Annotated in this window: 24 protein-coding genes and 1 pseudogene; 2 read left to right on the top strand and 23 right to left on the bottom strand. The window is 42.7% G+C overall.

What is annotated here, in order from left to right; genetic code table 11:
* Positions 1-2: 2 nt before the first annotated feature.
* The 8 genes from sctI to LU351_RS08700 all read right to left on the bottom strand — a co-directional run bounded on the left by sctI (position 3) and on the right by LU351_RS08700 (position 6,489).
* Positions 3-344 carry a type III secretion system inner rod subunit SctI gene (sctI, locus tag LU351_RS08735; RefSeq protein WP_232593686.1) on the bottom strand — a complete coding sequence of 114 codons (342 nt, stop codon included), beginning with the start codon at positions 342-344 and terminating at the stop codon, positions 3-5.
* 47 nt (positions 345-391) lie between these two features.
* The gene (locus LU351_RS08730; RefSeq protein ID WP_232593685.1) at positions 392-754 is read right to left on the bottom strand and encodes a hypothetical protein; all 363 of its coding nucleotides are present in this window, start codon (positions 752-754) and stop codon (positions 392-394) included.
* 5 nt (positions 755-759) lie between these two features.
* Positions 760-1,008: an EscF/YscF/HrpA family type III secretion system needle major subunit gene (locus LU351_RS08725; protein ID WP_232593684.1), complete on the bottom strand. Its 249-nt coding sequence runs from the start codon at positions 1,006-1,008 to the stop codon at positions 760-762.
* 123 nt (positions 1,009-1,131) lie between these two features.
* The gene (locus tag LU351_RS08720; RefSeq protein ID WP_232593683.1) at positions 1,132-1,329 is read right to left on the bottom strand and encodes an EscE/YscE/SsaE family type III secretion system needle protein co-chaperone; all 198 of its coding nucleotides are present in this window, start codon (positions 1,327-1,329) and stop codon (positions 1,132-1,134) included.
* 106 nt (positions 1,330-1,435) lie between these two features.
* Positions 1,436-2,938, bottom strand: a complete 1,503-nt coding sequence (sctD, locus tag LU351_RS20895; protein ID WP_232593682.1) for a type III secretion system inner membrane ring subunit SctD — start codon at positions 2,936-2,938, stop codon at positions 1,436-1,438.
* Entirely contained in the window at positions 2,935-4,962 is a 2,028-nt protein-coding gene (sctC, locus tag LU351_RS08710; protein WP_232593681.1) for a type III secretion system outer membrane ring subunit SctC, read from the bottom strand. Before sctC ends, sctD begins: the two co-directional genes overlap by 4 nt.
* Complete coding sequence (locus LU351_RS08705) at positions 4,943-5,365, bottom strand: hypothetical protein (protein ID WP_232593680.1); 423 nt, start codon at positions 5,363-5,365, stop codon at positions 4,943-4,945. The genes sctC and LU351_RS08705 overlap by 20 nt, the downstream gene beginning before the upstream one ends.
* Positions 5,366-5,973: 608 nt before the next feature.
* Positions 5,974-6,489: a hypothetical protein gene (locus LU351_RS08700; protein ID WP_232593679.1), complete on the bottom strand. Its 516-nt coding sequence runs from the start codon at positions 6,487-6,489 to the stop codon at positions 5,974-5,976.
* A 205-nt stretch (positions 6,490-6,694) separates the two neighbouring features.
* Between LU351_RS08700 and LU351_RS08695 the strand changes: the two genes are divergently transcribed.
* Positions 6,695-7,765 (top strand): cyclin, encoded by a 1,071-nt coding sequence (locus LU351_RS08695; protein ID WP_232593678.1) that lies wholly within the window; start codon positions 6,695-6,697, stop codon positions 7,763-7,765.
* 236 nt (positions 7,766-8,001) lie between these two features.
* On the opposite strand, the gene LU351_RS08690 is transcribed toward LU351_RS08695, so the two are convergent.
* Together LU351_RS08690 and LU351_RS08685 are read right to left on the bottom strand one after the other, a co-directional pair.
* Positions 8,002-8,898, bottom strand: coding sequence for a hypothetical protein (locus LU351_RS08690; RefSeq protein WP_232593677.1), 897 nt, complete (start codon positions 8,896-8,898; stop codon positions 8,002-8,004).
* A gap of 639 nt (positions 8,899-9,537) precedes the next feature.
* Positions 9,538-9,684: pseudogene (locus LU351_RS08685) on the bottom strand (transposase); the annotation flags it as partial.
* 38 nt (positions 9,685-9,722) lie between these two features.
* On the opposite strand from LU351_RS08685, the gene LU351_RS08680 reads away from it, so the two are divergent.
* Positions 9,723-10,622 (top strand): hypothetical protein, encoded by a 900-nt coding sequence (locus LU351_RS08680; protein WP_232593676.1) that lies wholly within the window; start codon positions 9,723-9,725, stop codon positions 10,620-10,622.
* A 112-nt stretch (positions 10,623-10,734) separates the two neighbouring features.
* Here LU351_RS08680 and LU351_RS08675 read toward each other — a convergent pair whose 3' ends face one another.
* The 13 genes from LU351_RS08675 to sctN form a co-directional block, all read right to left on the bottom strand.
* Positions 10,735-11,028: a hypothetical protein gene (locus tag LU351_RS08675; RefSeq protein WP_232593675.1), complete on the bottom strand. Its 294-nt coding sequence runs from the start codon at positions 11,026-11,028 to the stop codon at positions 10,735-10,737.
* Between the two features lie 199 nt (positions 11,029-11,227).
* Positions 11,228-11,695: a type III secretion system chaperone gene (locus tag LU351_RS08670; RefSeq protein WP_232593674.1), complete on the bottom strand. Its 468-nt coding sequence runs from the start codon at positions 11,693-11,695 to the stop codon at positions 11,228-11,230.
* Between the two features lie 22 nt (positions 11,696-11,717).
* Complete coding sequence (locus LU351_RS21030; protein ID WP_416053946.1) at positions 11,718-11,852, bottom strand: EscU/YscU/HrcU family type III secretion system export apparatus switch protein; 135 nt, start codon at positions 11,850-11,852, stop codon at positions 11,718-11,720.
* Positions 11,853-12,122: 270 nt separating this feature from the next.
* Positions 12,123-12,590: a type III secretion system chaperone gene (locus LU351_RS08665; RefSeq protein ID WP_232593673.1), complete on the bottom strand. Its 468-nt coding sequence runs from the start codon at positions 12,588-12,590 to the stop codon at positions 12,123-12,125.
* A gap of 219 nt (positions 12,591-12,809) precedes the next feature.
* Complete coding sequence (locus LU351_RS08660; RefSeq protein WP_232593672.1) at positions 12,810-13,247, bottom strand: hypothetical protein; 438 nt, start codon at positions 13,245-13,247, stop codon at positions 12,810-12,812.
* Positions 13,248-13,333: 86 nt separating this feature from the next.
* Entirely contained in the window at positions 13,334-14,392 is a 1,059-nt protein-coding gene (gene sctU, locus LU351_RS08655) for a type III secretion system export apparatus subunit SctU (RefSeq protein ID WP_232593671.1), read from the bottom strand.
* Positions 14,389-15,186: a type III secretion system export apparatus subunit SctT gene (gene sctT / locus LU351_RS08650; protein ID WP_232593670.1), complete on the bottom strand. Its 798-nt coding sequence runs from the start codon at positions 15,184-15,186 to the stop codon at positions 14,389-14,391. The genes sctU and sctT overlap by 4 nt, the downstream gene beginning before the upstream one ends.
* 17 nt (positions 15,187-15,203) lie before the next feature.
* On the bottom strand, positions 15,204-15,458 hold the full coding sequence (sctS, locus tag LU351_RS08645) for a type III secretion system export apparatus subunit SctS (RefSeq protein WP_284284898.1): 255 nt from the start codon (positions 15,456-15,458) through the stop codon (positions 15,204-15,206).
* Positions 15,459-15,530: 72 nt separating this feature from the next.
* Positions 15,531-16,193 carry a type III secretion system export apparatus subunit SctR gene (sctR, locus tag LU351_RS08640; protein WP_232593669.1) on the bottom strand — a complete coding sequence of 221 codons (663 nt, stop codon included), beginning with the start codon at positions 16,191-16,193 and terminating at the stop codon, positions 15,531-15,533.
* Positions 16,183-17,379: a type III secretion system cytoplasmic ring protein SctQ gene (sctQ, locus tag LU351_RS08635; RefSeq protein WP_232593668.1), complete on the bottom strand. Its 1,197-nt coding sequence runs from the start codon at positions 17,377-17,379 to the stop codon at positions 16,183-16,185. The genes sctR and sctQ overlap by 11 nt, the downstream gene beginning before the upstream one ends.
* Before the next feature lie 2 nt (positions 17,380-17,381).
* Entirely contained in the window at positions 17,382-18,569 is a 1,188-nt protein-coding gene (locus LU351_RS08630; protein ID WP_232593667.1) for a hypothetical protein, read from the bottom strand.
* Between the two features lie 6 nt (positions 18,570-18,575).
* Complete coding sequence (sctO, locus tag LU351_RS08625; protein WP_232593666.1) at positions 18,576-19,043, bottom strand: type III secretion system stalk subunit SctO; 468 nt, start codon at positions 19,041-19,043, stop codon at positions 18,576-18,578.
* A 497-nt stretch (positions 19,044-19,540) separates the two neighbouring features.
* A complete protein-coding gene (gene sctN, locus LU351_RS08620) occupies positions 19,541-21,070 on the bottom strand; it encodes a type III secretion system ATPase SctN (RefSeq protein WP_232593665.1) in 1,530 nt (509 codons plus the stop codon).
* Position 21,071 lies beyond the last annotated feature (1 nt).

Below are 21,071 nucleotides of genomic sequence, written 5' to 3'. Positions count from 1 at the left end.
AATTATTGCGCCTTTAATAAGGTGTCAACATTTTGAGTACTCTTAGAAACCCCTTTACTAATGAGCTCTTGTTGAATGGTGATTTCCGCGATTTCATACTGCAATCGGATTAAATCCATCGGAGTAAGTTCATCGACTTTTAATGTACTTTGAATTTCACTGGTTTTTTCATTTATTTCCCGCTTGGTCTCAGATAATATTTGAAAAAATTTATCCCCTAGCGAGGCATCTTCCCCTCCGGCAATATCTCGGGGCCCACCGATATCCTCAGAGGGTGAAAAATTCTCTTGCTGCGAAAACGTACTGTTTACATCAACCGGTGGCACACCAGATATCGCATCCATTATTTGCTCCTATTCACTACACACATAAGGTAAGACATACATCACGGCTAGGTGCCTACCTGTGCTAAAATTTCATGGGCTAAAGTTTGTGTAGTGGTATCCGAACTTTCAGTAATAATTCGATGACACCATTGCACAGCCTGCTCGGTTCTAGCCAATTGCCAATACGCTAACGCTAAATAAGCATGAGCGGTATCCAATGTTGTTTCCTGCTCACACCAGGTCTCTAACAATTCCACCACACCTAGGTAATTGTCTTCGCTCATCAGCACCAGTGAGAGCAAGCTAAGTTTCGCTGTCTCACTGATGGGTTCATTTTCGAGGAACCCAATAATCACTTTTGAATGCGACACCATCCCCTCGAAAACGCCCTGTATTGCGATTTCCGCTAATACTTTTGATAACTCCATAGTGATCACATCTTCTGTACAATAGACATAGATGCGTCTTTCACTGTCTTATTGATCGTAGAAACCACATTCATAACTACCGACCACTTTGCTACCGCCGCATTAAAGTTTGCCAGTGCAGACGGATCATCAGGATTCGCAGCCAATGTCGCAGATTGAGTATTCATATCGGTACTCACAGTACTGGCTGCAGGGGAAAGCACTGCCGAAGCCGACTCAATTGAAAAATGTGCATCAATAGAAGTATATGCCATAATAATATCTCCATCATAAATAAAATATGCCCACAATATTTCGGGCGGTTAACATTTTGGACGTTTAAAAACTTGAGAGACCATCAACTGAGATCAGAAAACACCATTCATTAGAAACCATGTTTAAAATAACGTCTTAAAATTTGTTTTCTCAGCAATCGTTAATGCTGACTCAATCGCCACCAGCTTCTTTTCCAATACTTTAATATCGTCAGGCGTCTGCGGAATACGCAACTGCATTCGCACTTCATTAGCAGATTGATTTAAAAAATCTACCACCTCATTATTTTTTCGCATCGACTCTAAATCCACTCCAAACATAACACCTCCTCTTTAAAAACAAAGCCATTTCTTTAAATACGAATTTAATTAATATATAAATTTTTATCCAGATGCAAAATCTTCTCTTACAACACAAAATCATGCTTTATTCATACCGGCTTGCAGAGTTATTCACATCTGTTAATTGGAGGTTATTTTTCTCGTATCGGATAATGCGCTCTACCCCTCTATGCAAAATATGAATCTCTCCCTCACGTATATCTTGCAACGTAATTCCATTTGGTAATCGAGCCCCAAGCAAATAACGGTTCCCATTTTGATGTGTTACATACGGTGCCTTACCGGTACGAACTCCTGCAATGCCCACATCATTTAAACTCAACACTCGCTCAGAATTTTTAGGAGGAAGGTATTCCACCAACGGCGACTCCCCGACCCGCTCCCGAAATTTTTGCATTGTTTGGTTTAATTCTTTTTCTTCGACAGAATTAAGCCGTCCAATGATTTGGATCGCATCGTCTGTTTCAGAATAAGAAAGCCGATGTTCAAAGCCTAAATTGGCCGTGAGTTGTTTTAATCTTTCCAGGGGGGTGAGCGTGGTTTTCACTTCAAAATCCCACCCCTGCAACCCTGGGATATCAGACAATAATAACCGCTGTGCAGACTCCCAAGCTTCCATAAAATCACCATCAATGACCGCAATATAATAACCTGGTCCCTCACCTGTTTTAATCTGTTCCGCAACCAAGCCAAGGTGATTGAGCACCAATTGTGCGGAGCGTTGTATTTGCTCTAAGCTATAGACATTAATACTGATTCGAGCATTAATGTGTGCCACCTCATCCTGTAAACGTGCCAAAGTCACATCATCTGCAACATAACCGGAGACTTCTACGTAATCAGACGCATCAGATTCCATTACAAAGACTGAGGAATAAACCTCACCCTCTAGCAACGCTGACAACGCCTGAGTGTACTTAATGGCTCCGCTCGCACTTTCACTTTGTAAGCCGACCAACGTCTCTCTGCCATCCAAGCCCGGGGGCACAGAGTTATCCGCGATTACCCCTTTGCCCACGATTACCATAGCGATGGCCAGAGTACCGACTACCGAACCACCAATCAGCATTTTTTTGCGTGTTGTCAGCCGAGAAAAAGTCTCTATGAATTTACGATGGGCCGACGCCGATTTTAAAGCACCCTCAGAAGCGGTTTCTTCACTTCTTTTTTTCTCATTATTGTCTCCGAATAAATCCTCTTCTGAATCTAGGGGCTCTGAGTCCGCCGCTTCCTGAGTTACCTCAGGTGCTGGATGTTGCGCATCAAAATCAATGATCTCTTGAGACCAGGTTTCATCATTACTACACAACGCGATGGCGAGTTCCCCCAACCACAACACGGTTTGCAGAGGCATATACACCTCATCAGAATCCGCCCCCAGTATCTGTGTAATGGCGTCATCCAACAGTTCTATTTTTACCCCTTGTTCTTCAGGATGTAATCGAGCCAACAATGGGCAAATAAAATCGTCATTGAGTACCAAATCGGCGTTTTCTTCATCACCCCCCAACACCATGGCCTGGGACAATGACACTTCCGCTCCGGCATGTTCGCCATTAAGAATGCGTAATTTCCATAATGTTGTCACAGGGGCACCACTCGGTAAGTTTCATTTGATTTATCGTTATCCGTGTTATCACAGGGCATGATTCGGGTCGCAATATTGTCTTTGCGATACTGATTTCGTCGTTGTCGCGCACTCAATGCAGACTCACAGACGCCGTTATAACGCAGGCGATTTATTTCCGGATTGTAATTGGATAAATCTGCAAGCTGTCGTATTTGTTGAGAATGTGTGAGTGTGCTGTTTTCGGAATAATTTTCTGATTGAGTGAAAACACTGTCTGATAAAATGCGCGGGCTCAACATAAATAAGCGCACAAGTTGAGAATTGTTGTCACCGGTGTGACTGAATAAATTCCCCAGTACCGGTAATTTCCCTAAAATAGGCACACCATTTCGGTTACTGGTGGTCGCCTCGCGGTAATACCCACCAATTAATAATGAGCCACCATTCGGCACGGACGAACGCGTACTGATTTGCGTATTACGAATGGAAGGCAGAGCATCAACACCGCCATCGGCCAAACGGCTCGCATCTTCAATGGTGACATCCAAGCTCACTAACGGTGAATCGGCATTCTTTGTACTCTCTACGATTCTAGGCACCACCTGCAATAATGTTCCAAAGGTAATTTGCTCTAAAGAGGCTACACGCTCACCTTGGACTCGCACGAAGAACGTTTCGTTGTTATCCAGTAAGGCTTCCATTCCGTTCTCTGTGACCACAGCCGGGCGAGATGTCACTCGTGCTTTCCCTTGCGACTCCAGCGCAGAGACTGTTGCCAAAAAATCAGCGTTGGTTTGCCCGAGGGTTTCAGCGGCCACCGCAGAAGCGCCGGGCAATACCAAATCCAACAGCCCTCTGCCGGTTTGCCTAGTGGCGACTGTCCAATCGACGCCCAAATCCCGTAATGAATTCGCCGTTAAATCGATAATTAACAAACTAATTTCTAATTGAGGTTTAGCTTGATCGAGCTGTGCAATTAAATCAGCGTACAACGCCAGGCGCGAAGCATAATCCTGCACAATGACCGAATTACTGCCGGGGTCTGCATAAATAGCCGCTTGTGGGTGAGGGGCACCATTAACTCCGCGAGCGCGCTGGGCACCAACCTCTCGGCGTTGAAGTTGGCTGACTGATCTACCATGACGAATTGCATTTTCTGAACGAAATGTATTTTCTGAGCTGAGTGTGTTTTTTGAATTGAATGTATTTTCTGAACTGAATGCCTCACGCTGAAAAGCATCACTATTAAATGAACGACTGCGATATGAGCTGTTATTAACAGACGTACCATTGTTGAGTGAAGCACGATTCTCACGTGAGACACGATCATCTTCCAGTGTGCGCCCATTTTGAAAACCATCATTAAACGTGGTTAATTCAGAACCACCACCTTCTGTCGCGCCCCCTCCTGTCAACAACCCCTGCAATAAGGTCGCCACACCAGGTAAAGTAATGTCTTCTCCTCGTAACGTGACACGACGATCGGTTGCTGAAGCATGAGTTAGCGCAAATATTTTTACGCTTAAATTATCTTGATCCGTCGTTTCACGCTGTTGTTTTAAAAGGGCGATGGTCTCGTCCGTCAGTTCTAGGTAACGAGGTGGCCCAGAGACCATCAAAATAGCTTCATCAGGCAGTGCCCGCCACTCAAATCGAGCATCCCAAATAGACAAGCTCTGCATGGTGCGCTTCACTTGTCTGGCGGCCAAGTGGTTTAAATGAAACAGTTTGGTTTCTAGCGCATTAATGGGGTCAACATAAAGGGTGGAACCATCGTTGTACCACACCAAATCGTAACTGGCCGCTAAATAATTAAGAGCATCTTCGGCGGTACGCTGTTTAAGGTGACCACTAAAATCCGCATCAATATCTTCATGAATACGCACCCCTAAACGGGCGTGAGTGGCAATGGCCGTGAGCACATTTGCCAGCGATTGTTCCTCGCCGTAAAACGCAAAAGGCTCCCCTCGTAGATTTTGCCCATAAGACAGCGTTGAAGACAGTAACGCACAGAAAAAAAGTTTAAGGAGTAATAAACGCATGATAATTCACTTTCGTATCTGGCACTCGACGTATTTCACCTAATAACCTCTCGCAAAAATTGCAATGCGCATTCGTCAAATCAAAAAAAGTATCGTAGGTACAACCTTCGTTAATGAGGGTTTGCACCACTAACTCACCTCCATCATTCACACTCAAGCTCGTAGACAAGCCCGGCCACCCATAGCTTTTATGAAGCGCCTCTTCTATAGAAGCCCATGCATTCTCTTGCGTAGCGGCATCGCATAAGCCCTCGGTTAATAACACAATACTGTTATGACTGATTAAAAACCGTATATTAAATAAACGATAAAAGGCTACGGTATAAGCGCCTTCTGCATCCTGTAAAGGCATCACCATCGCCATTTCTTTACACAGATCGCTCAAATGTTGAACTAACTTCATTTCCATTCACTGCTGTCGTTGGTTAGGTACGGGATAAAACAACACTCACGTTTAATACCCCTTTGTTCGATGTGCACTGTTACTGCTTGTATTCGTTCGCATCGTTGATAAGTAATACTGAAAAACACACTCGACGGAGTCACAAAAGGCGTCATGGGAGAATAAAAATAAACATGTAGAGCATTGGGCGCTCTTTTTACTCTCTAACTCTTTTCCATAGATTAAAAAGTTTGCACTTGCCTTAAAAAACACACCAAGAAATATAAAGCGAAATCATCACGTTTTCGGTTCTATTGAGTATCGGCATAACAAAGCGTGCCACCCCAAAGCGTCGCTTAAAAATGCATCAACAATTACTTTATAGAAAACAAATTAATAAAAGAGACAAGATGAAATTTCAACCTAATGTCACACTGGAAAGACTGTCTGATAACGAGATTGGAATCGATGCATTATTGCAACTTTATCTGGTTTTTGCTTATCATCAACGCTAATGGCTTTTTTGTGCAGATCGCTCAGGTAATTAAAACGACAGACCGAACATTTCTCTGGCCTGTCGATAGGGTTTGACAATGGGATTAGAGCACCACTCATTGATGAGCTAAGGTTTAACCTAATCCATGCATCTGTTGTTCAGTTGGCTTGTCAGGTGCGACAAAATTGGCGTTGTTATTGTTATTGTTATTGTTGGCAGCAATATTTTGTTGGATCGTAGCAATCGCAAATGCTATGCAACCTAATCGACCATTACCGTCATAAAAACCATGATCCCCAACGATAAATGCAGCGGGACGGTATCTAGGTTGATAATTAGTGCCAAGGATTTCTCGATGTAGTCGGTCTAAATCATTGATATCCGTTAAATCCACATTTGTGTTTATTTTATTATGAATAATTCCGGCTATTCGTTGCACTTCTTGAGTCCAGTTATTTTGACGCTTAATCGTAAATGAACAGTGTGCTATCCATGCTGCCGCTTTTGCTTCAATAGTATTATATCGGTCTCCTTCGTAAACGTTCTGATTGAGCGTAGAATTGGCAAATGTAGCTTGGTTAGCATTTGGCAACAAAGTAGTATTGACATGTCTATCTCTTATACCAGCTATGCGTTCAGATATATTCAAGCGCGCATTAAAATACTCACACGTCGCCTAGCCATTATTATATAATCGCTGCATGAAAACAGTCGTGGCGTTACAACAAGAAGTTAATTTATTGCGCTTTTCGGGAATGACTGCCTACGAGTTGATCTAAATCTTCTAGCACAAATTTTGTCAAAACAAACCAGAAAGCACGACCCAGTAGCCCCAAATGATAGAGGTAAGCCTAATGACAAATACACCAGTTAATGGATTTTCCCCAAACCGGGGTGTTGGCCAAACAAGAGATGCCACACAAGGCAACGAAGGAGGCGCTAGGCATGGTAGATTTCGCACATTCAAGGCATTAAAGCAACGTTTAAAAGATGCTTTGCATCGTAGTAGACCCGCAAGAAAACATAAAAAGCATCACGCGGGCGTACAGAAACAACCTATATCTATAGGCCCAACTCAGCACTTTAATCACACTACAACAGCTTATGCACACTTTAATCGAAGCTCTTCCGAAAGTAGTCGACATTTGAGCAATTCAGCACCGAATAATGTAGATGTAGATGTAGATGTAGACAGTTTATTGAAGAGTTCTTCCCAAAGTTTAAGCAATTTTTTCAAAGATTCTTTTGAAGCCAAAAATAATAAACCATCACCCGAGCCTTTAAATAGAGCTAGCTCAAACGATAGCTCAAACGATAGCTCACCACTCCCAGATTTTATTCAAGGTATATTGCACAACGCGAATGAATCAACGGATTCTGATCCCAAAAAAGTGAATAGACGAGAATTGGCAAAAACCATTATTGACAACATGCAAAAACATATTGCCGTTGGTAAAGATAAAATGTGCTTTATAGATCTAGATGATGCTGGGCAATATCTGGAAAAACTAGCCAACGCTGTGGATACATGGTTTAACACCTATAGCGATGAAAAACCTGCAAACGATGGCGACGCGGCAATGGTCTTGGCATCACACTTTTTATCAAACTATATTTTACGCGATGAAAATAGAACCCTAGATAAGGGAACAATCGCTGCGGCTATGTTAATGGCCGTGAAGGTGAATCAAGACGTCCCCATAACAAATAAATATTGGTCAGATATTACAGGTATCGATGAAGACAAGCTGCCTGAAATTGAAAGGGGTTTTGCGAGCGGTTCTGAATTCGACTTCTATGTCAGCCAGGATACAATAAAAAAACTATTCAAGGAGCTAAAAATCAAAGATGATACACTGTGGAATGCCCTTGCAGAAAGCGAAAGTACCGAGGGGAATCATAGGCATCATTCGGATGTCACTTAAGTTACCTACCCGATCTTGAACTCTAAAGAAGCCAAACCTAAGGCCTAAGTAGGCAAACCTAAGTAGCCAAACCTCTTTGTGGCCCCAGCATTGCTGGGGTTCATCTGAATATTCAATTCATTACAACTGAAAACTAACACCAAAATAGATACTCGTTCCATTGACAGTAGTATTGTACGGCCGATCAGATCTTTAGTTGCATTCGCTCAGGCGGCCCGTGAAAAGGGCCGTTTTTCTTACTCACCCTCAAGTAAAGGTTCTTCTTCACCTTGACCTTGAATATCAACTGGATGCGTTGGCGCAGCTGGTAGGTTTGTCATGAACTCTTCGTCATCATCTACGTTTACGAGCTCGGGTGTTGTTGTGGTTCGCTCGAGACTTGTATCCTCGTTCTCAGTTTCTCTTTGTTCTGGTGAAATGGGAGTTGGGTCAGAAACAATCTCCGCTAACGCTATCGATTCGTGGGAATTACTGTCTAGTGCTAGGGCTTCTGGTATCTGGGCTTCTGGTATCTGGGCTTCTGGTATCTGGGCCTCTGGTATCTGGGCTTCTAGTATCTGGGCTTCTGGTATCTGGGCAGCATCCAATAAATCTCGGGTTAATAACTGGTTACTCTCTGGGAGCATCTCAGTAGTAGGTGTATCGTAGTGTCTTATCAGCTCGACAAACGGATGTACGCCGCCCCGCCCATGAACTCGATTTCCTTCGCTATATATTAAGTCTTGAGCTCCTGGAATTGACTCCCTATCTTCAAGAGACTCCTCCACCTGGATAACCTCTTCAAACTCCGGCTCCACATTGGAGCGTACTGGAGTGGGTGATCTCGCTGTCCATCTTTGAAGCATGCGAGCAATTCTGTTACGTAGGTCGCCCAAAAAATTCCTTCCCCCACGACCGTTATTTCTTGGTGCATTAAGGGCTTCCATATTATTTGGCATGGCATCATCAGCACTGTCTTGATCGGTTACACGAGTACCTAAGTTTCGATCTAGGGCTAAGCGGGCCGACTCTCTATTTTGGGTGGAAGTGCCATTATTCCTAGTACCATTAGTTTCATCACTTCTAGTTGAGCTAGTGTCATCGAAGCTGGTGCTGGATGTACTTGTAATTTTTCGTGGAATGCTACCAACCATAGTTAACTCCTTCTGTAGTTTCTGTTAATAAATATGCCGAAGCACTTGGGTATAGGACGTATAAAGCGCCTTGCGAGAAGGCCTACATTTTTTGCAAAGCCAGACGGCCCACCCATGAGGTTTTACCACGGTTGTTTTGATTATTCATTTGAGCGTCCTTTAGGTAATAAAAGTTCCGATGTTTCACAGATCTATCTACGGCGTTGAATCATCTCTATTTATGAGGTGTTGTAGAGGGTGAGTGAAGTACGGATGCCCTGTTTTATCAATGCGTCTCACCGTGCGAATCCTGTTGTGTAGATGTTGACTAACCGACATGGAGAGAAGCTAAAAATATATACCGAGAAAGGTAAAAAAGACTTTCAATTATTGGATAAAAATAGAGTGTTTCTTTGATAAAATATTTTTTTGAAAGAATTGTAAAAAAAGTGCAACCTTTTTTTTGTGCTCTCAGTATAAGTTAGACAGAAACGTTTGGTAAAGCATTTCAGAGTGGCCAATTAACATGATCGATATCGAGAGAATAATCCTTTATCTATTTTGCACAAGGAATAACAAATATGGCTATTTACATGAACTACAACAAATTAGCGGTGAAAGGTAGCGTTACTGCAAAAGATTATGAAAATTGAATCTGTTCAAAATTCCAACACACAGCAACTCCAACAAACTGTTTTCATTAGCAGAGCCACCTTTCGTCTTGGTTAATTTTCGAAATTGCCGTTGCACTGCCTCAACCGCATTAGTGGTGTAAATGACTCGACGGATATCCTCTGGATACTTGAAGTCCAGTCACAAAATGTAAACCTTTGTAAGAGGAATCTATGCCTAGATCAAATAGCGTTAACAACTCGTCAATGTCACTCAAAACAATCATGAATGAAAGTGACAAAGGAAAAAAAGAGGCTCCCGATAAACAACCCTCTACTGCAGGAAACGAGCGCAGGCGACTGGGGCATCGCCTGCAAAACTTTTTTCGCAGAAGATCACCAGGAGTACGGGGCAATACCCCACAGCCGAGACAGATCCGCAGAGGAGCGATGTCAGGTATTCGAAATGCTTTTCAGAATGCCAGAAATGGCTTACTGAATCGTTTCCCCAGTATTTTTAACCGGACAAGTAATCAACCTAGTGAACCACCTACAGCATGGGAGCTAAGTTCAGTTTTAAGCGGGCCGTTGGCGATAACAGGTTTAGAAACATCAGTGTCAACTGACCAATCAACGGTGATAGGAGTTGAAGCTGAAGAAAATCCAAGCTTGCTCGAATTGGAGAGGGAAATTGACGGAGTAATTAATCGTAAGGTAAAAGTAGATGCTGATGTTAGTTTTGATTCTAATTCCCTTCTTTCGGGAGAAGAGTTAGAACTGCTAGGCGAGGAATTTAATCTGCCTATGGCAGAAGTTGTAAGGAGAAACGACATCGACTCTGATACGGTGCACTCTGATACGGTGCACTCTGATACGGTGCACTCTGATACGGTGCACTCTGATACGGTGCACTCTGATACGGTGTACTCTGATATGGGGGACGACAACTATACGCTAAAAAATATTGATGAAGATACTATCGCAGCTCTAAGTGATCAAAAGGCTCTCACGTTTTCTAGGTTAATAGCGGATGATGTGTCCACTGTAGATTTCGATACTTCAAGCACAGATGATTCAGATACCACTAGCGGCGAATCATCTCCAGAAAAAGAAGAAACGAAGCTTAAGGAATAATATCGGTCCATAGGAAGCGGTGTCTTGAAACATAGGTTGGCTAATGCTTCATATTCTACAATTCACATCCCCCCGGCTAAACGGGGGATTACCTGAGAGATAAAGGGGAAAATTACGAAGAAAGGTCAGAAAGCTCGCTTGGCTCTGCCGTGTTATCGGCAGCACCATTAGTATCCTCTTTATTGGCGACCAATGCCTGAAGGTTTATCTCTGCCACTTTTTCATAGTCACTCTTACCAATGGTGAATACCGTATCACGGCCACTGCGTTTCACATAGTAAAGGTCATCTTTTGCCAGAAAAAAATAAACATGTAATTCGCTATTCGTATTAACCTGGGTATCCACCGGGTTTTCTAGCACCATATTTGCCGCAACATCCAGCACACCATGTTTAGCCGGCGTCACTTGAACACGGTGCTGGCTATTGGGTGCGAATACTCCGTGGAATCAAGTGAGGTTGACCCGTGGCTTGGCGTGGTCAAAATGCGTTTATGCCGTTGTTGTATTTTTGGCTAAGGACGACGGCCATTAGCGGCAAAACACGCCTAGCCTGAACCCATTTTAGACTCACGCAGAAACCATTCGAGGTTAATCAGAGGTTCCTTTAGATTTTTATTGCAAAGTCATTTTCAAATCCTGCCTTTATGCTCACCCCTTCGGTAGCGGTATGTTGAGCTTCATCGGCAATAATTTCCTGCCAATACACCGCTGCCTGATAAAGTTTCTTAACGCGTTCAGTGAGCTGCTCTGCATTCACCAACTCAGCATTATACTTGTCACATATGGCGACTCGATTACTTTCAGGGTTTATAGACAATGTAGCGTACTCACTGGCTATCCACAGATAGTTGGCTTGTAGCATTAATAGAAATACGCGTTGTTCGGCACCCGCAGGAATTTCGCCAATATCCAATGTGAGTATGACTAAATTCTCGCCATTATCATCATGATAGTAAACGTGCATATCGACGTTGTCCCAGGAAATTCGACAGGCATCTTCTACAGGGTCCATAAGAGGCTGCTGCAGATTGACGGCGAGTTCTTGGATTAGTCGGGGAAAATCGATGTTCATTTTTATGCTCCTAATAAATTTTCTAGGTTAATTCAGAGTTTTCTTGTTCATACAACCAACGAACAATGTCAGCAACAGGCTCGACAAATTCAGCGGTAATTTTTTGGTCAATTTCAATCTTGGCGTAAAGTGCGCGTGCAGGTTTTACGTTCTCTATAACAGGTAATACTGATTAGCAGTACTTATAGTCTCATCTGATTGGTTGTGTGGATGTTCTTTGTGATTTTTGTCTGCGCGCACGTTACTGTTCAAAAGATTAAATCGCTTATATCGATTTTTGTGTGTTAGGTAATTGACTGCGCTCAATATGGGCGGCGAGTATTCGAGTCGCGGAGGTATAAATACACTGATTATTCAATTAGCCACTTTTTTCACGAGCTGACTGAGCCTAGATGCAGAGCTTGTGATAAAAATACTTAAAATATTTTTATACTTTCGTTAAAAATTCATACCGACCAGAAGCATAATTTAAATCATTATGACTAGAATATTGATTATTTTCTTCTTCCGCCGCACCCTTCCAATATAGCGCCGCATGATAAAGCTGACCAACACGCTTCGTAAGCATGTCAGCATTAACTTTTTCGGCAAACAATCGATCACAAAGCGTTAATTTTTTTGATTCCGGATGAATAGACAAGGTTGCATACTCACTCATCGCCCACAGATAATTTCCTGAAAGCATCTTTTCAAGAAAACTCACATTTGGCTCAGAAGACAGCTCACCAAACTCCAGCGTCAAAATAATTAACCCCTTCTCACCCTCTACATGCGCATACACAAACAGATCTATACCGTCCCAAGAAATTCGGCAGGCATCTTCAATAGGGTCCATTAATGGTTGTTTTAAATTTACCGCTAACTCTTGTATCAACCTCTGAAAATCCAAACCCATAATCACTCCCGCCTCAACACTTATTTAACATTAAAAATCATTTTTATTCATCACACTCTTTGTGACACCTTACTTTAATCGTCAAAGGAGAGAGACTAACAATCATGAAAAAAACCACTGACATCAAAACAAGTAAAAAAACCAAACAAAGCACCACTCTCATACTGACCACTCCATTCAATCCAACTTTTAAGCACCCCAACCAAAAAGCTCACAACACTAGACACTAACATCATCGACATTCCGCTCATCTAATCCTTCCGAATTTTGAGACTCACGATTTATAGAAGAAATACCATTTTCCACGCTAGAAGAATCAAAATCACCAAGCAGCTCACTCGAATTACCATCACTATGATTTATTAATAAACCCTCATTTTCGCCTTGCTCATCTGCATTGCCAGATGCTCGCAAGGCAGAGGTTAAGTCTATATTGTTTGGATGTGACACTATTTCCTTTGGCTTAGGGACACCTTGCTTCTGACTTTCGTCAAAGGCACCTACACCAGAACCATTACCGAACATGGGAGCAGATCGTATACATGAGCGCAAAAATGAAACCGTAGACGACCCCATATGACACATAGATTTTTTCGAAGCTAGACTTGCTTTCCCAATTTTTTGCGCCGCACTCAAGAGCATTCCACTTATATTCACATTCTCACCCCTCTATAAAATACTGAATTTGATACTCTAAATTTAAAATAACAGCTTCAGCATCTATTAAATTTTTCACAATCAATTTAAGCATCCGATTGATCTCTCAACCAACGAATCACATCCGCCACCGGCTCTACAAATTCTTCCGTAATTTTTTCATCTATTTCTAGCTTCGCGTATAACGCCCGCGCTAGAGGGATATTTTCTACTATCGGCACATCCGCTTTTTTGGCGATACCTTTAATTTTTTCTGCCAACTTCATTTCACCTTTAATCATAATAAAGGGTAACTGAGATAATTCCTGATCATACCGAATACCGACAGCAAAATGGGTGGGGTTCGTTATCAGCACATCCGATTGGGTAACACGTTTTTTTACGACTTCTTCGTTCATCAGTTCGCGGTGCAGCTCTTTGCGCCTGCCCTTAATCTCTGGACTACCTTCCGTTTCTTTGTATTCACGGCGCACCTCATCAATAGACATCATTAGTTTTTTGAAGTACATAAATCGCTCTAGGCCAAAATCGGCGCCAGCCAAGAATATAAACACACCTAAGCAGTAGAGTATGAGCTTCATCAACATAGAGCCACTAATATACAGCGCACATTCCGCACCACATTCGGGAATGTTCATCAGCACTTGCATATCACTTTTAAGTACATACCACGCCATATAACTGAGCACTGCAATTTTAATAATAGACTTCACAAACTCTAAGGCGTTTTGCGGGCTAAAAATTTTTTTAAAGCCATTAACAAAACTGATATTCTGCAACTTTGGCTTAATAGACTCTCCGCTAAATACACCTCCGGTTTGTGCCACATTAGCAATAATCGCAAAAAGAAATGTCGTGACTAAAATAGGCGCCAAAATAACAGAGGCTGCCATTAGCGCATCCATTAATGCAGGAAAAATCACCTGATCTAACGGCAAACTCGCATATCGTTGAGGCAACTCAAATAACGCCCGAACTCGCAAGTACATGCTTTCACTAAATAACCAAAAGCACCCCATAATGGCGAGCAACAATACCAGTGAGACCACCTCTTTACTCTTGGCGACCTGGCCTTTCTCTCTCGCATCCCGTATCTTTTTGGGTGTGGGTTGTTCTGTTTTCGAACTACTGCTGTCACCACTCATGATGATTCCTGTAGCTGTTGCATAAAGGTATACATGTCATCAAATGTACTCTCTACAATTGAATCAATATTCCCCATCAGTAACTTAACGTACAAAATAAGAATGAATATGCCGACAATACTTTTAATGGGCATCGCCAGAAAGAATACATTTAACTGAGGTGCAAAACGACTAATTAACGCCAAGGTAAACTCTGAGAGAAACATGGCAATCACTACCGGCGCAGAGAACAAAATAATGGAGCGCATTAAAAAATCTAGTTGCGAAAAAATAAAAACATCCGTCCCGGTTAAATCTAACGGAATCATCTTACCAATAGGCCAATAAACATAACTCTGATAAATCACCCCCATCATTAGCAAAAACGCCCCGCTAATAATAAAAAAGGTATTTAACAACTGGCTTAAAAACACGCCCAACGGTGAGGTTTCATCTCCAGACAGCGGGTTCACCATATTTCCCATGGTCGACCCCCTCTGGTTATCAATAATAAAACCGACCCCTTCCGCAATCCAAAAAGGAATGGCAATGACCAAACCAATCACTAAACCAATGACTGCTTCCTTGAGTAAAATCGAGAGATAATCTAACTTACTCAGTTCTGTCTCTAGGGTTCCTTCATTTAAAGGAAACATAAAGAGAGATAAGCTAAGCAAAATACCATTTCGTACCATTGCACCGCCCAATAAAGTTTTACTCATAATTGGTAGAATGGTAAAGACGACATACACGCGGGGAAGCGCTAGCGAGTAAGTCTCGATCATGGTATCAATATCGCTGATATTCCAGTCCATAGTGTTTATTGCCGCACTCAAATACTGGTAAACACGGTTCGCCCAAGCTGTACCAGCTCAGCCGCCATCCAATGACCGGTGGCAATCAAAGAGATAATAACCGCGACTAACTTCAATACAAACCCTAAGGTTTGCTCTTGTATCTGGGTTAGCGCTTGTATCAAACTTACGAGCGTGCCCACGAGAGATGCCGCAACAATGGGCGGCAGTGACAACAGCAACACCAACACCATCGCCTCCTGAGCTAGCTTCATTAATTCACTTACGTCCACTTGAATACTCTTTCGTTAACCAAAAAATTACGATGGGTTAATTGAAAAATAAAGTTATATAATTTAGATAGGTTAATACGCCATAACTAAACTGTGAGTCAGCGTTGTCCAACCATCCAACACCACAAATAACAGTAATTTAAATGGGAGAGATATGGTCATCGGTGATACCATCATCATGCCCATCGCCAACAATACATTCGATACAATTAAATCAATGACAAGAAACGGTAGGTAAATTAAAAATCCAATAATAAACGCTTCGGTAACCTGACTAACCGTAAATGCAGGCATTAATACTAGCAGGCTATCTTCAGAGACTTTATCGGCATGGCGCTCGGGCCAGATTTCTCTTGCCGTATCTAAAAAGAAGGCTTTCTCAACGTCTGATGTGTTTTTATGTAAAAAAGCTTGATAGGGCTGTATGGCACCATCAAATAATTCTTTATAATTTTCAGCAGATTCGGTTAAATGCGGATTTGCATCTACAAATTCTTGTATATCATAACCAATCGGCGCCATAATATAGAGCGTTAGAATTAACGCGACACCGTATAATGCCATATTCGGCGGCACTTGCTGAACACCTAGTGCGTTACGTAAGAGGGAAAACACCACCACAATTTTAACAAAGGAGGTTCCCATTACCGCCAAGAAAGGCACCAATGCCAATGCCCCTAACACCAAAATCAGGGAGATATGGTCTAAGTCGCCTCCAAGAAAACTAACACCCATTGCCCAACCACTCCTGAATACAAACCCCTATCCGACCTTCAATGTTCACTAACTGCCCTTTACCCAGACGCTGATTGTTTGCCACAATAGTAATATTTTCTTGAGCACCGTCTTCTAACGTGAATACGTAATTTGGCGACAGAGATTGCAACTCACTGACCGACATCTTTTCACTGGGCAGCATAAATTGAACGGTAAGTTTAATATCGTCAACACTGGCTGGATTGCCCGAATTTACTGACTCAGAATGGCTTTCTGTTTCAGAACCATAGTCTGTTTCAGAACCATAGTCTGTTTCAGAACCATAGTCTGTTTCAGAACCATAGTCTGTTTCAGAACCATAGTCTGTTTCAAAACTACAGTCTGCTTCTTCCCCGCTGATCGTATTATCATTTTCTTCGTTCATTAACATCACTCCAGGTTCTAGTAGTCGCACACCATCTGATTCAAGCATTGCTCGCCAATAAGGTTTACCTTCAATCAGCACTAATACACTGTGTTTTTTCTTAAAACTCGCCGGCAATAGCAATACATCACCGCATTCCAATGCACTGATGTCATCAATCTTCAGCTCAGCTTGACCACATAAAAACTGAGTTTTTAAATCTGGTAACGGAGTGGTTTTTCTTTTTTTTCCGTACTGACTGATCAATTGGCATAAAGCTGACGATTCACTGACCAGGTATGCCTCTCTATACTTAGCGCCACCACCCAATTTTAAGGTTAAGCGCAGCGCATCTTGTGACTCTTCAACCTGCGGCACCTTACACGGATAAGAAACCTCTTTAATGCGAATTTGCTTTTTTATACCTTCGCATTGATCTAAGAAAAGTTCGCATGCTGCGGTAATGAGTGCTTTAGGCAAGCTTTTCAGCTTCGCTCCCTTTAACCAAGGGAGCAACAACTCTTCAACATCATCACCATTAATGAGTAACTGCCAATGTAGATCTTCTTCTACCGATACAAAGCCAATATTGACCATACCATTCGGAAAGGTTGAGGCGGCATTCATTTCGACGATTTCAATCTTCGGCATACGCTGAAAAGCGGAATGCGCCTCTTGCTCAGCATACGGGTATTGATCTACTTCACCCACCTCCCACCGCAATTCATATTGCGATAAAATATTGCTCAGCTTCACTTCACGTTTACTCATTTTATTTATTGGTAAATTAACTAACTCCATGGTTATCCCTCACTGTACTCTTCCTCAAAATACGCCGAGTGTTGATCTCGTCGTTCATCATCATCTCGATGGTCTTGTTCACGTTCTTCCTTTTGGCTCAATAATGTCTCGCCAAATTGCTGATCCTGAAGCGTCTCGTTTTTATTTAATAACTGAACCCCTACATTAATCTGCAAGTGAGGGTACTTACTTTCCAGCACCTCTCTTAGCGAATTCACGGATTCTGCACTGGTGAGCGAATTAACCACAGTTCTGTTTTGTACCGCATCTTCACTCACTGTACCATCAACTGCTAACGCATCACGTACTAAACCACTGCCTGCAATTTCAGTGTTATTTTTAATATTTACATTTATTTTTCCGCTAAGGACTTGCACATCAATCTCAACATTTTTGTCTGAACCAATGATTATTTGTGCATGCGTTGCACTCTTTGCCAGAGCATTGAGTTCGATATTTGAATTCTGCACTTTTATTTTTTGTTCAGCCGAAGTTGAAATTGAGGCTTGGCTGGTCGCCTTTACTTTTTCTATCTGAATCTGCAGTAGTGACTCCAGCTCTTGCGTCACGACTTTTTGAATGACAACAATCTCACCAATGGGCAACTGGGTTTCCAGATGTGTCGTTTCAGCCTTTTCTGTTGTTTCAGTCTTCTCAGTCGCTTTAGCCTTTCCGATTACTTCTGTCTCTCCGGCCACTTCAGTCTTTCCAGTCGCTTCAGCCTTTCCGGTGGCCCCAACCTTTCCGGCCGCCCCAACCTTTCCGGTCACCTCAACCTTTCCGGTCGGTTCAACCTTTCCGGTCGCCTCAACCTTTCCGACCGCTTCGGCCTTTCCAGTCGTTTTAGTGATTTTAGATATTTCCTGACCATGATTTTCGGCAACAGAGAAATGATCTCTTTTTGATAACGTCTCTACTGTATCCTTATAAACATTTTTACTGCCTAACTCACGTACATTTGCCACTGCAGAGTCCAATACTGCTTTCTTTAAAGACAAATTTGACCCCTCTAGGTGCTTTAAAAATTTGGAGCCTTCATCTTTACTTTTATCTTCTTTTACTTTGTTCTTAAAATTTTTTACCGCTTGCATTTCTGTTGAAGTCATCGACCGATCACGTTTAATGGGCGGCAACGCAACCACTTGCTCACGGCTGGCTTCATTTAGTTTTTCTGTTTGTACGGTAGGCATGGCAGCTTATCTCATTCTGGCGCTTGCAAATTCATCCAACAACTCTTCCGATTGCCTTTCCTGAAAAATCCGAGCAAGCTTTACGGTTTCTTCAATTAATAATTGGTATTTTTCAACATCTTTTTCTGCTTTGCGCAACGCCTTCTGACACTTTGCTTTTTCTTTTTCAGCCTTCTCAACACTATTTTCTAGCTCTAAAGCCTTTTGATTAAGCGCTGCGCCTTTTTCATGCATTAATGCAATTCGCTCTCGTAATGTATCAAGCTGCTTGAGTTGCAGTATTTTTTTCTCAATACACTGATACAACCGATCTTCTTCTTCAATGCGCCAACTGGTATAGCGTATGCTTTCATTTACAGCGGCCTCATATTGAATCTTTAATTCATTAAGTGTTTTTTTAGCATTGCGAAACTCGGTTTCGGCACGCTCTACTTTGCGTTGTTTTAATTCTTTAATTTTTTGTAAACCCGACATGCTTCATCGCCTTTTACCGGAACCTTAATGAACAACCCTTTTGAAAGGTGAACATAGCGTGAGTGAAGACGAATTCCCTGTCTGTTCTTGTTTATGCCCCTTATCTTTAACCTATTCCTATCTAGCTGAAACCGTCACCGTCGTTATAAACACTGTTATAAACACCGTTATCTATGCAGTGAAAAGCGTGGTTATAGACGTTTCTATAAATAGGTTATAAACACGCCTGTTTTTTAGTTTTCATACTCATTAATACTGAGAGTGTGAACTAGAGACGTCATTTTTTTCATTGAATAGAGACGGCACTGATCAGTGACTATTTTTCGTAAAAAAATTCAACGATCAGTGCGTTTTACAAGCAAGATTAAAGGGAAAGGAGATTACTTTGTTTAAGAATTGGCCAAGCGTTAGAGTGAACGTTTTTAATAAACGCTGGCAGTATTGATGATAGAGAACAAAATCGTTGTTAGATGAAAAAGCATTAAGAGTTTCACTGTCTACGAAAACTGTGTTAATAGCTTATTCACACTCTCATCAAAGTGCACAGGGTCATGGGTGCCTTGTTGCAAAAACGCATTAATTTCTGCAATTCGGTTTACCGCTTCATCGGTGTCTTTGTCATGCCCGCGTTGATACTCACCAATGCGCACCAAAAGCTCCACCTCTTGGTATTTCGCCAATAGGTTTCGAAGTTTCATGGCCGCTTGTTTATGCTCAGTACTGACAAAGTTATTCATCACACGGCTGGCGCTGGCCAACACATCAATAGCAGGATAGTGGGCCGCCGAAGAGAGTTTGCGAGAAAGAATAATATGCCCATCCAAAATAGAGCGGGTTTCATCCGCCACGGGCTCGGTCATGTCATCCCCCTCAACCAGAACGGTATAGCACGCGGTAATCGAACTGGTCCCTGAGTTTCCTGCACGCTCCATCAACTGAGGCAAGGCCGCAAAGACGGACGGCGGATAACCACGGCGTGTGGGCGGCTCACCCGCCGCTAGGCCAATCTCCCGCAATGAACGAGCATAACGGGTGACCGAATCCATCAGTAACAGCACCTTTTTGCCTTTATCACGGTAATATTCTGCAATGGCGGTAGACACTAAAGCCGCTTTCGCACGCTCCATGGCTGGGCGATCTGATGTGGAAACCACCAGCACCGCGCGCGCTAACCCTTCTTCTCCTAAATCGTGATCAATAAATTCCCGCACTTCACGACCACGCTCTCCGATTAATGCGATAACCACCACGTCCACATCCGCATTGCGAATAATCATCGATAGCAACGTACTCTTACCCCCACCAGCCGCCGCGAAAATGCCCATTCTCTGGCCTTCACCGCAGGTTAGAATGCTGTCAATGGCTTTCACACCCATGGATACCGGCTTATCGATGAGTTTCCGCTCCATAGAATCTGGGGCATCGGCCATTACCGGGACTTTAACCCTTGGGGAGGTATCACTGTCAAAACGCGGGGCTTTTTTTATCGGGTTCCCCAAACCATCCAGCACACTGCCCAATAAGTGTTCACCCACCTCAATCTCATGACTTTTACCGGTAGGAATAACTTCCGTTTTACTGGAAATACCGCTGGTGGAGCCAAGTGGTGACAGCAAGGCGATATCTCTATCCAGCCCCACCACTTCTGCCAGCAACTCCCCTTTTTCATCCGGAGAAATGAGCTTGCACAGCTCCCCAATTTTCACATCCGGCACCTGGGCGCGAATAATGGTGCCCTCCACTTTGTTCACCCAACCTCGCATTCGCAAGTGCCGACATTCTGCAATCGCTTGTTGAATTTTGGTGGATTCACGAGACCACTGCGCACTGGCGGTTGTCAGCGCGGACGTTAAATTTTCTCGGGCGCTCACCATTTCTGTACACACTTCTTTTTCTTGTAAACTGCTTGTTTCTTGTAAACTACCTGGTTCTTGTAAACTAACTGGTTCTTGTAAACTAACTGGTTCTTGTAAACTAACTGGTTCTTGGCGGTTTGTTTCCATTTCAATAAACGACTCTGTTGACATA

Source organism: Marinibactrum halimedae (assembly GCF_021234875.1).
GTDB lineage: Bacteria > Pseudomonadota > Gammaproteobacteria > Pseudomonadales > Cellvibrionaceae > Marinibactrum > Marinibactrum halimedae.
The sequence above is the reverse complement of the archived record's forward strand: the minus strand, read 5'-3'. Positions and strand labels throughout refer to the sequence as shown.

Coding starts and splice junctions, on each gene's coding strand:
- LU351_RS08670 (WP_232593674.1), bottom strand. CDS start 11,695: ATGAACATCGATTTTCCCCGACTAATCCAAGAACTCGCCGTCAATCTG.
- LU351_RS08680 (WP_232593676.1), top strand. CDS start 9,723: ATGCCTAGATCAAATAGCGTTAACAACTCGTCAATGTCACTCAAAACA.
- LU351_RS08720 (WP_232593683.1), bottom strand. CDS start 1,329: ATGTTTGGAGTGGATTTAGAGTCGATGCGAAAAAATAATGAGGTGGTA.
- LU351_RS08730 (WP_232593685.1), bottom strand. CDS start 754: ATGGAGTTATCAAAAGTATTAGCGGAAATCGCAATACAGGGCGTTTTC.
- LU351_RS08725 (WP_232593684.1), bottom strand. CDS start 1,008: ATGGCATATACTTCTATTGATGCACATTTTTCAATTGAGTCGGCTTCG.
- sctN (WP_232593665.1), bottom strand. CDS start 21,070: ATGTCAACAGAGTCGTTTATTGAAATGGAAACAAACCGCCAAGAACCA.
- sctR (WP_232593669.1), bottom strand. CDS start 16,193: ATGGGTGTTAGTTTTCTTGGAGGCGACTTAGACCATATCTCCCTGATT.
- sctU (WP_232593671.1), bottom strand. CDS start 14,392: ATGAGTGGTGACAGCAGTAGTTCGAAAACAGAACAACCCACACCCAAA.
- LU351_RS08630 (WP_232593667.1), bottom strand. CDS start 18,569: ATGCCTACCGTACAAACAGAAAAACTAAATGAAGCCAGCCGTGAGCAA.
- sctQ (WP_232593668.1), bottom strand. CDS start 17,379: ATGGAGTTAGTTAATTTACCAATAAATAAAATGAGTAAACGTGAAGTG.
- LU351_RS08695 (WP_232593678.1), top strand. CDS start 6,695: ATGACAAATACACCAGTTAATGGATTTTCCCCAAACCGGGGTGTTGGC.
- LU351_RS08665 (WP_232593673.1), bottom strand. CDS start 12,590: ATGGGTTTGGATTTTCAGAGGTTGATACAAGAGTTAGCGGTAAATTTA.
- sctC (WP_232593681.1), bottom strand. CDS start 4,962: ATGCGTTTATTACTCCTTAAACTTTTTTTCTGTGCGTTACTGTCTTCA.
- LU351_RS08705 (WP_232593680.1), bottom strand. CDS start 5,365: ATGAAGTTAGTTCAACATTTGAGCGATCTGTGTAAAGAAATGGCGATG.
- sctO (WP_232593666.1), bottom strand. CDS start 19,043: ATGTCGGGTTTACAAAAAATTAAAGAATTAAAACAACGCAAAGTAGAG.
- LU351_RS08690 (WP_232593677.1), bottom strand. CDS start 8,898: ATGGTTGGTAGCATTCCACGAAAAATTACAAGTACATCCAGCACCAGC.
- sctI (WP_232593686.1), bottom strand. CDS start 344: ATGGATGCGATATCTGGTGTGCCACCGGTTGATGTAAACAGTACGTTT.
- sctT (WP_232593670.1), bottom strand. CDS start 15,186: ATGGACTGGAATATCAGCGATATTGATACCATGATCGAGACTTACTCG.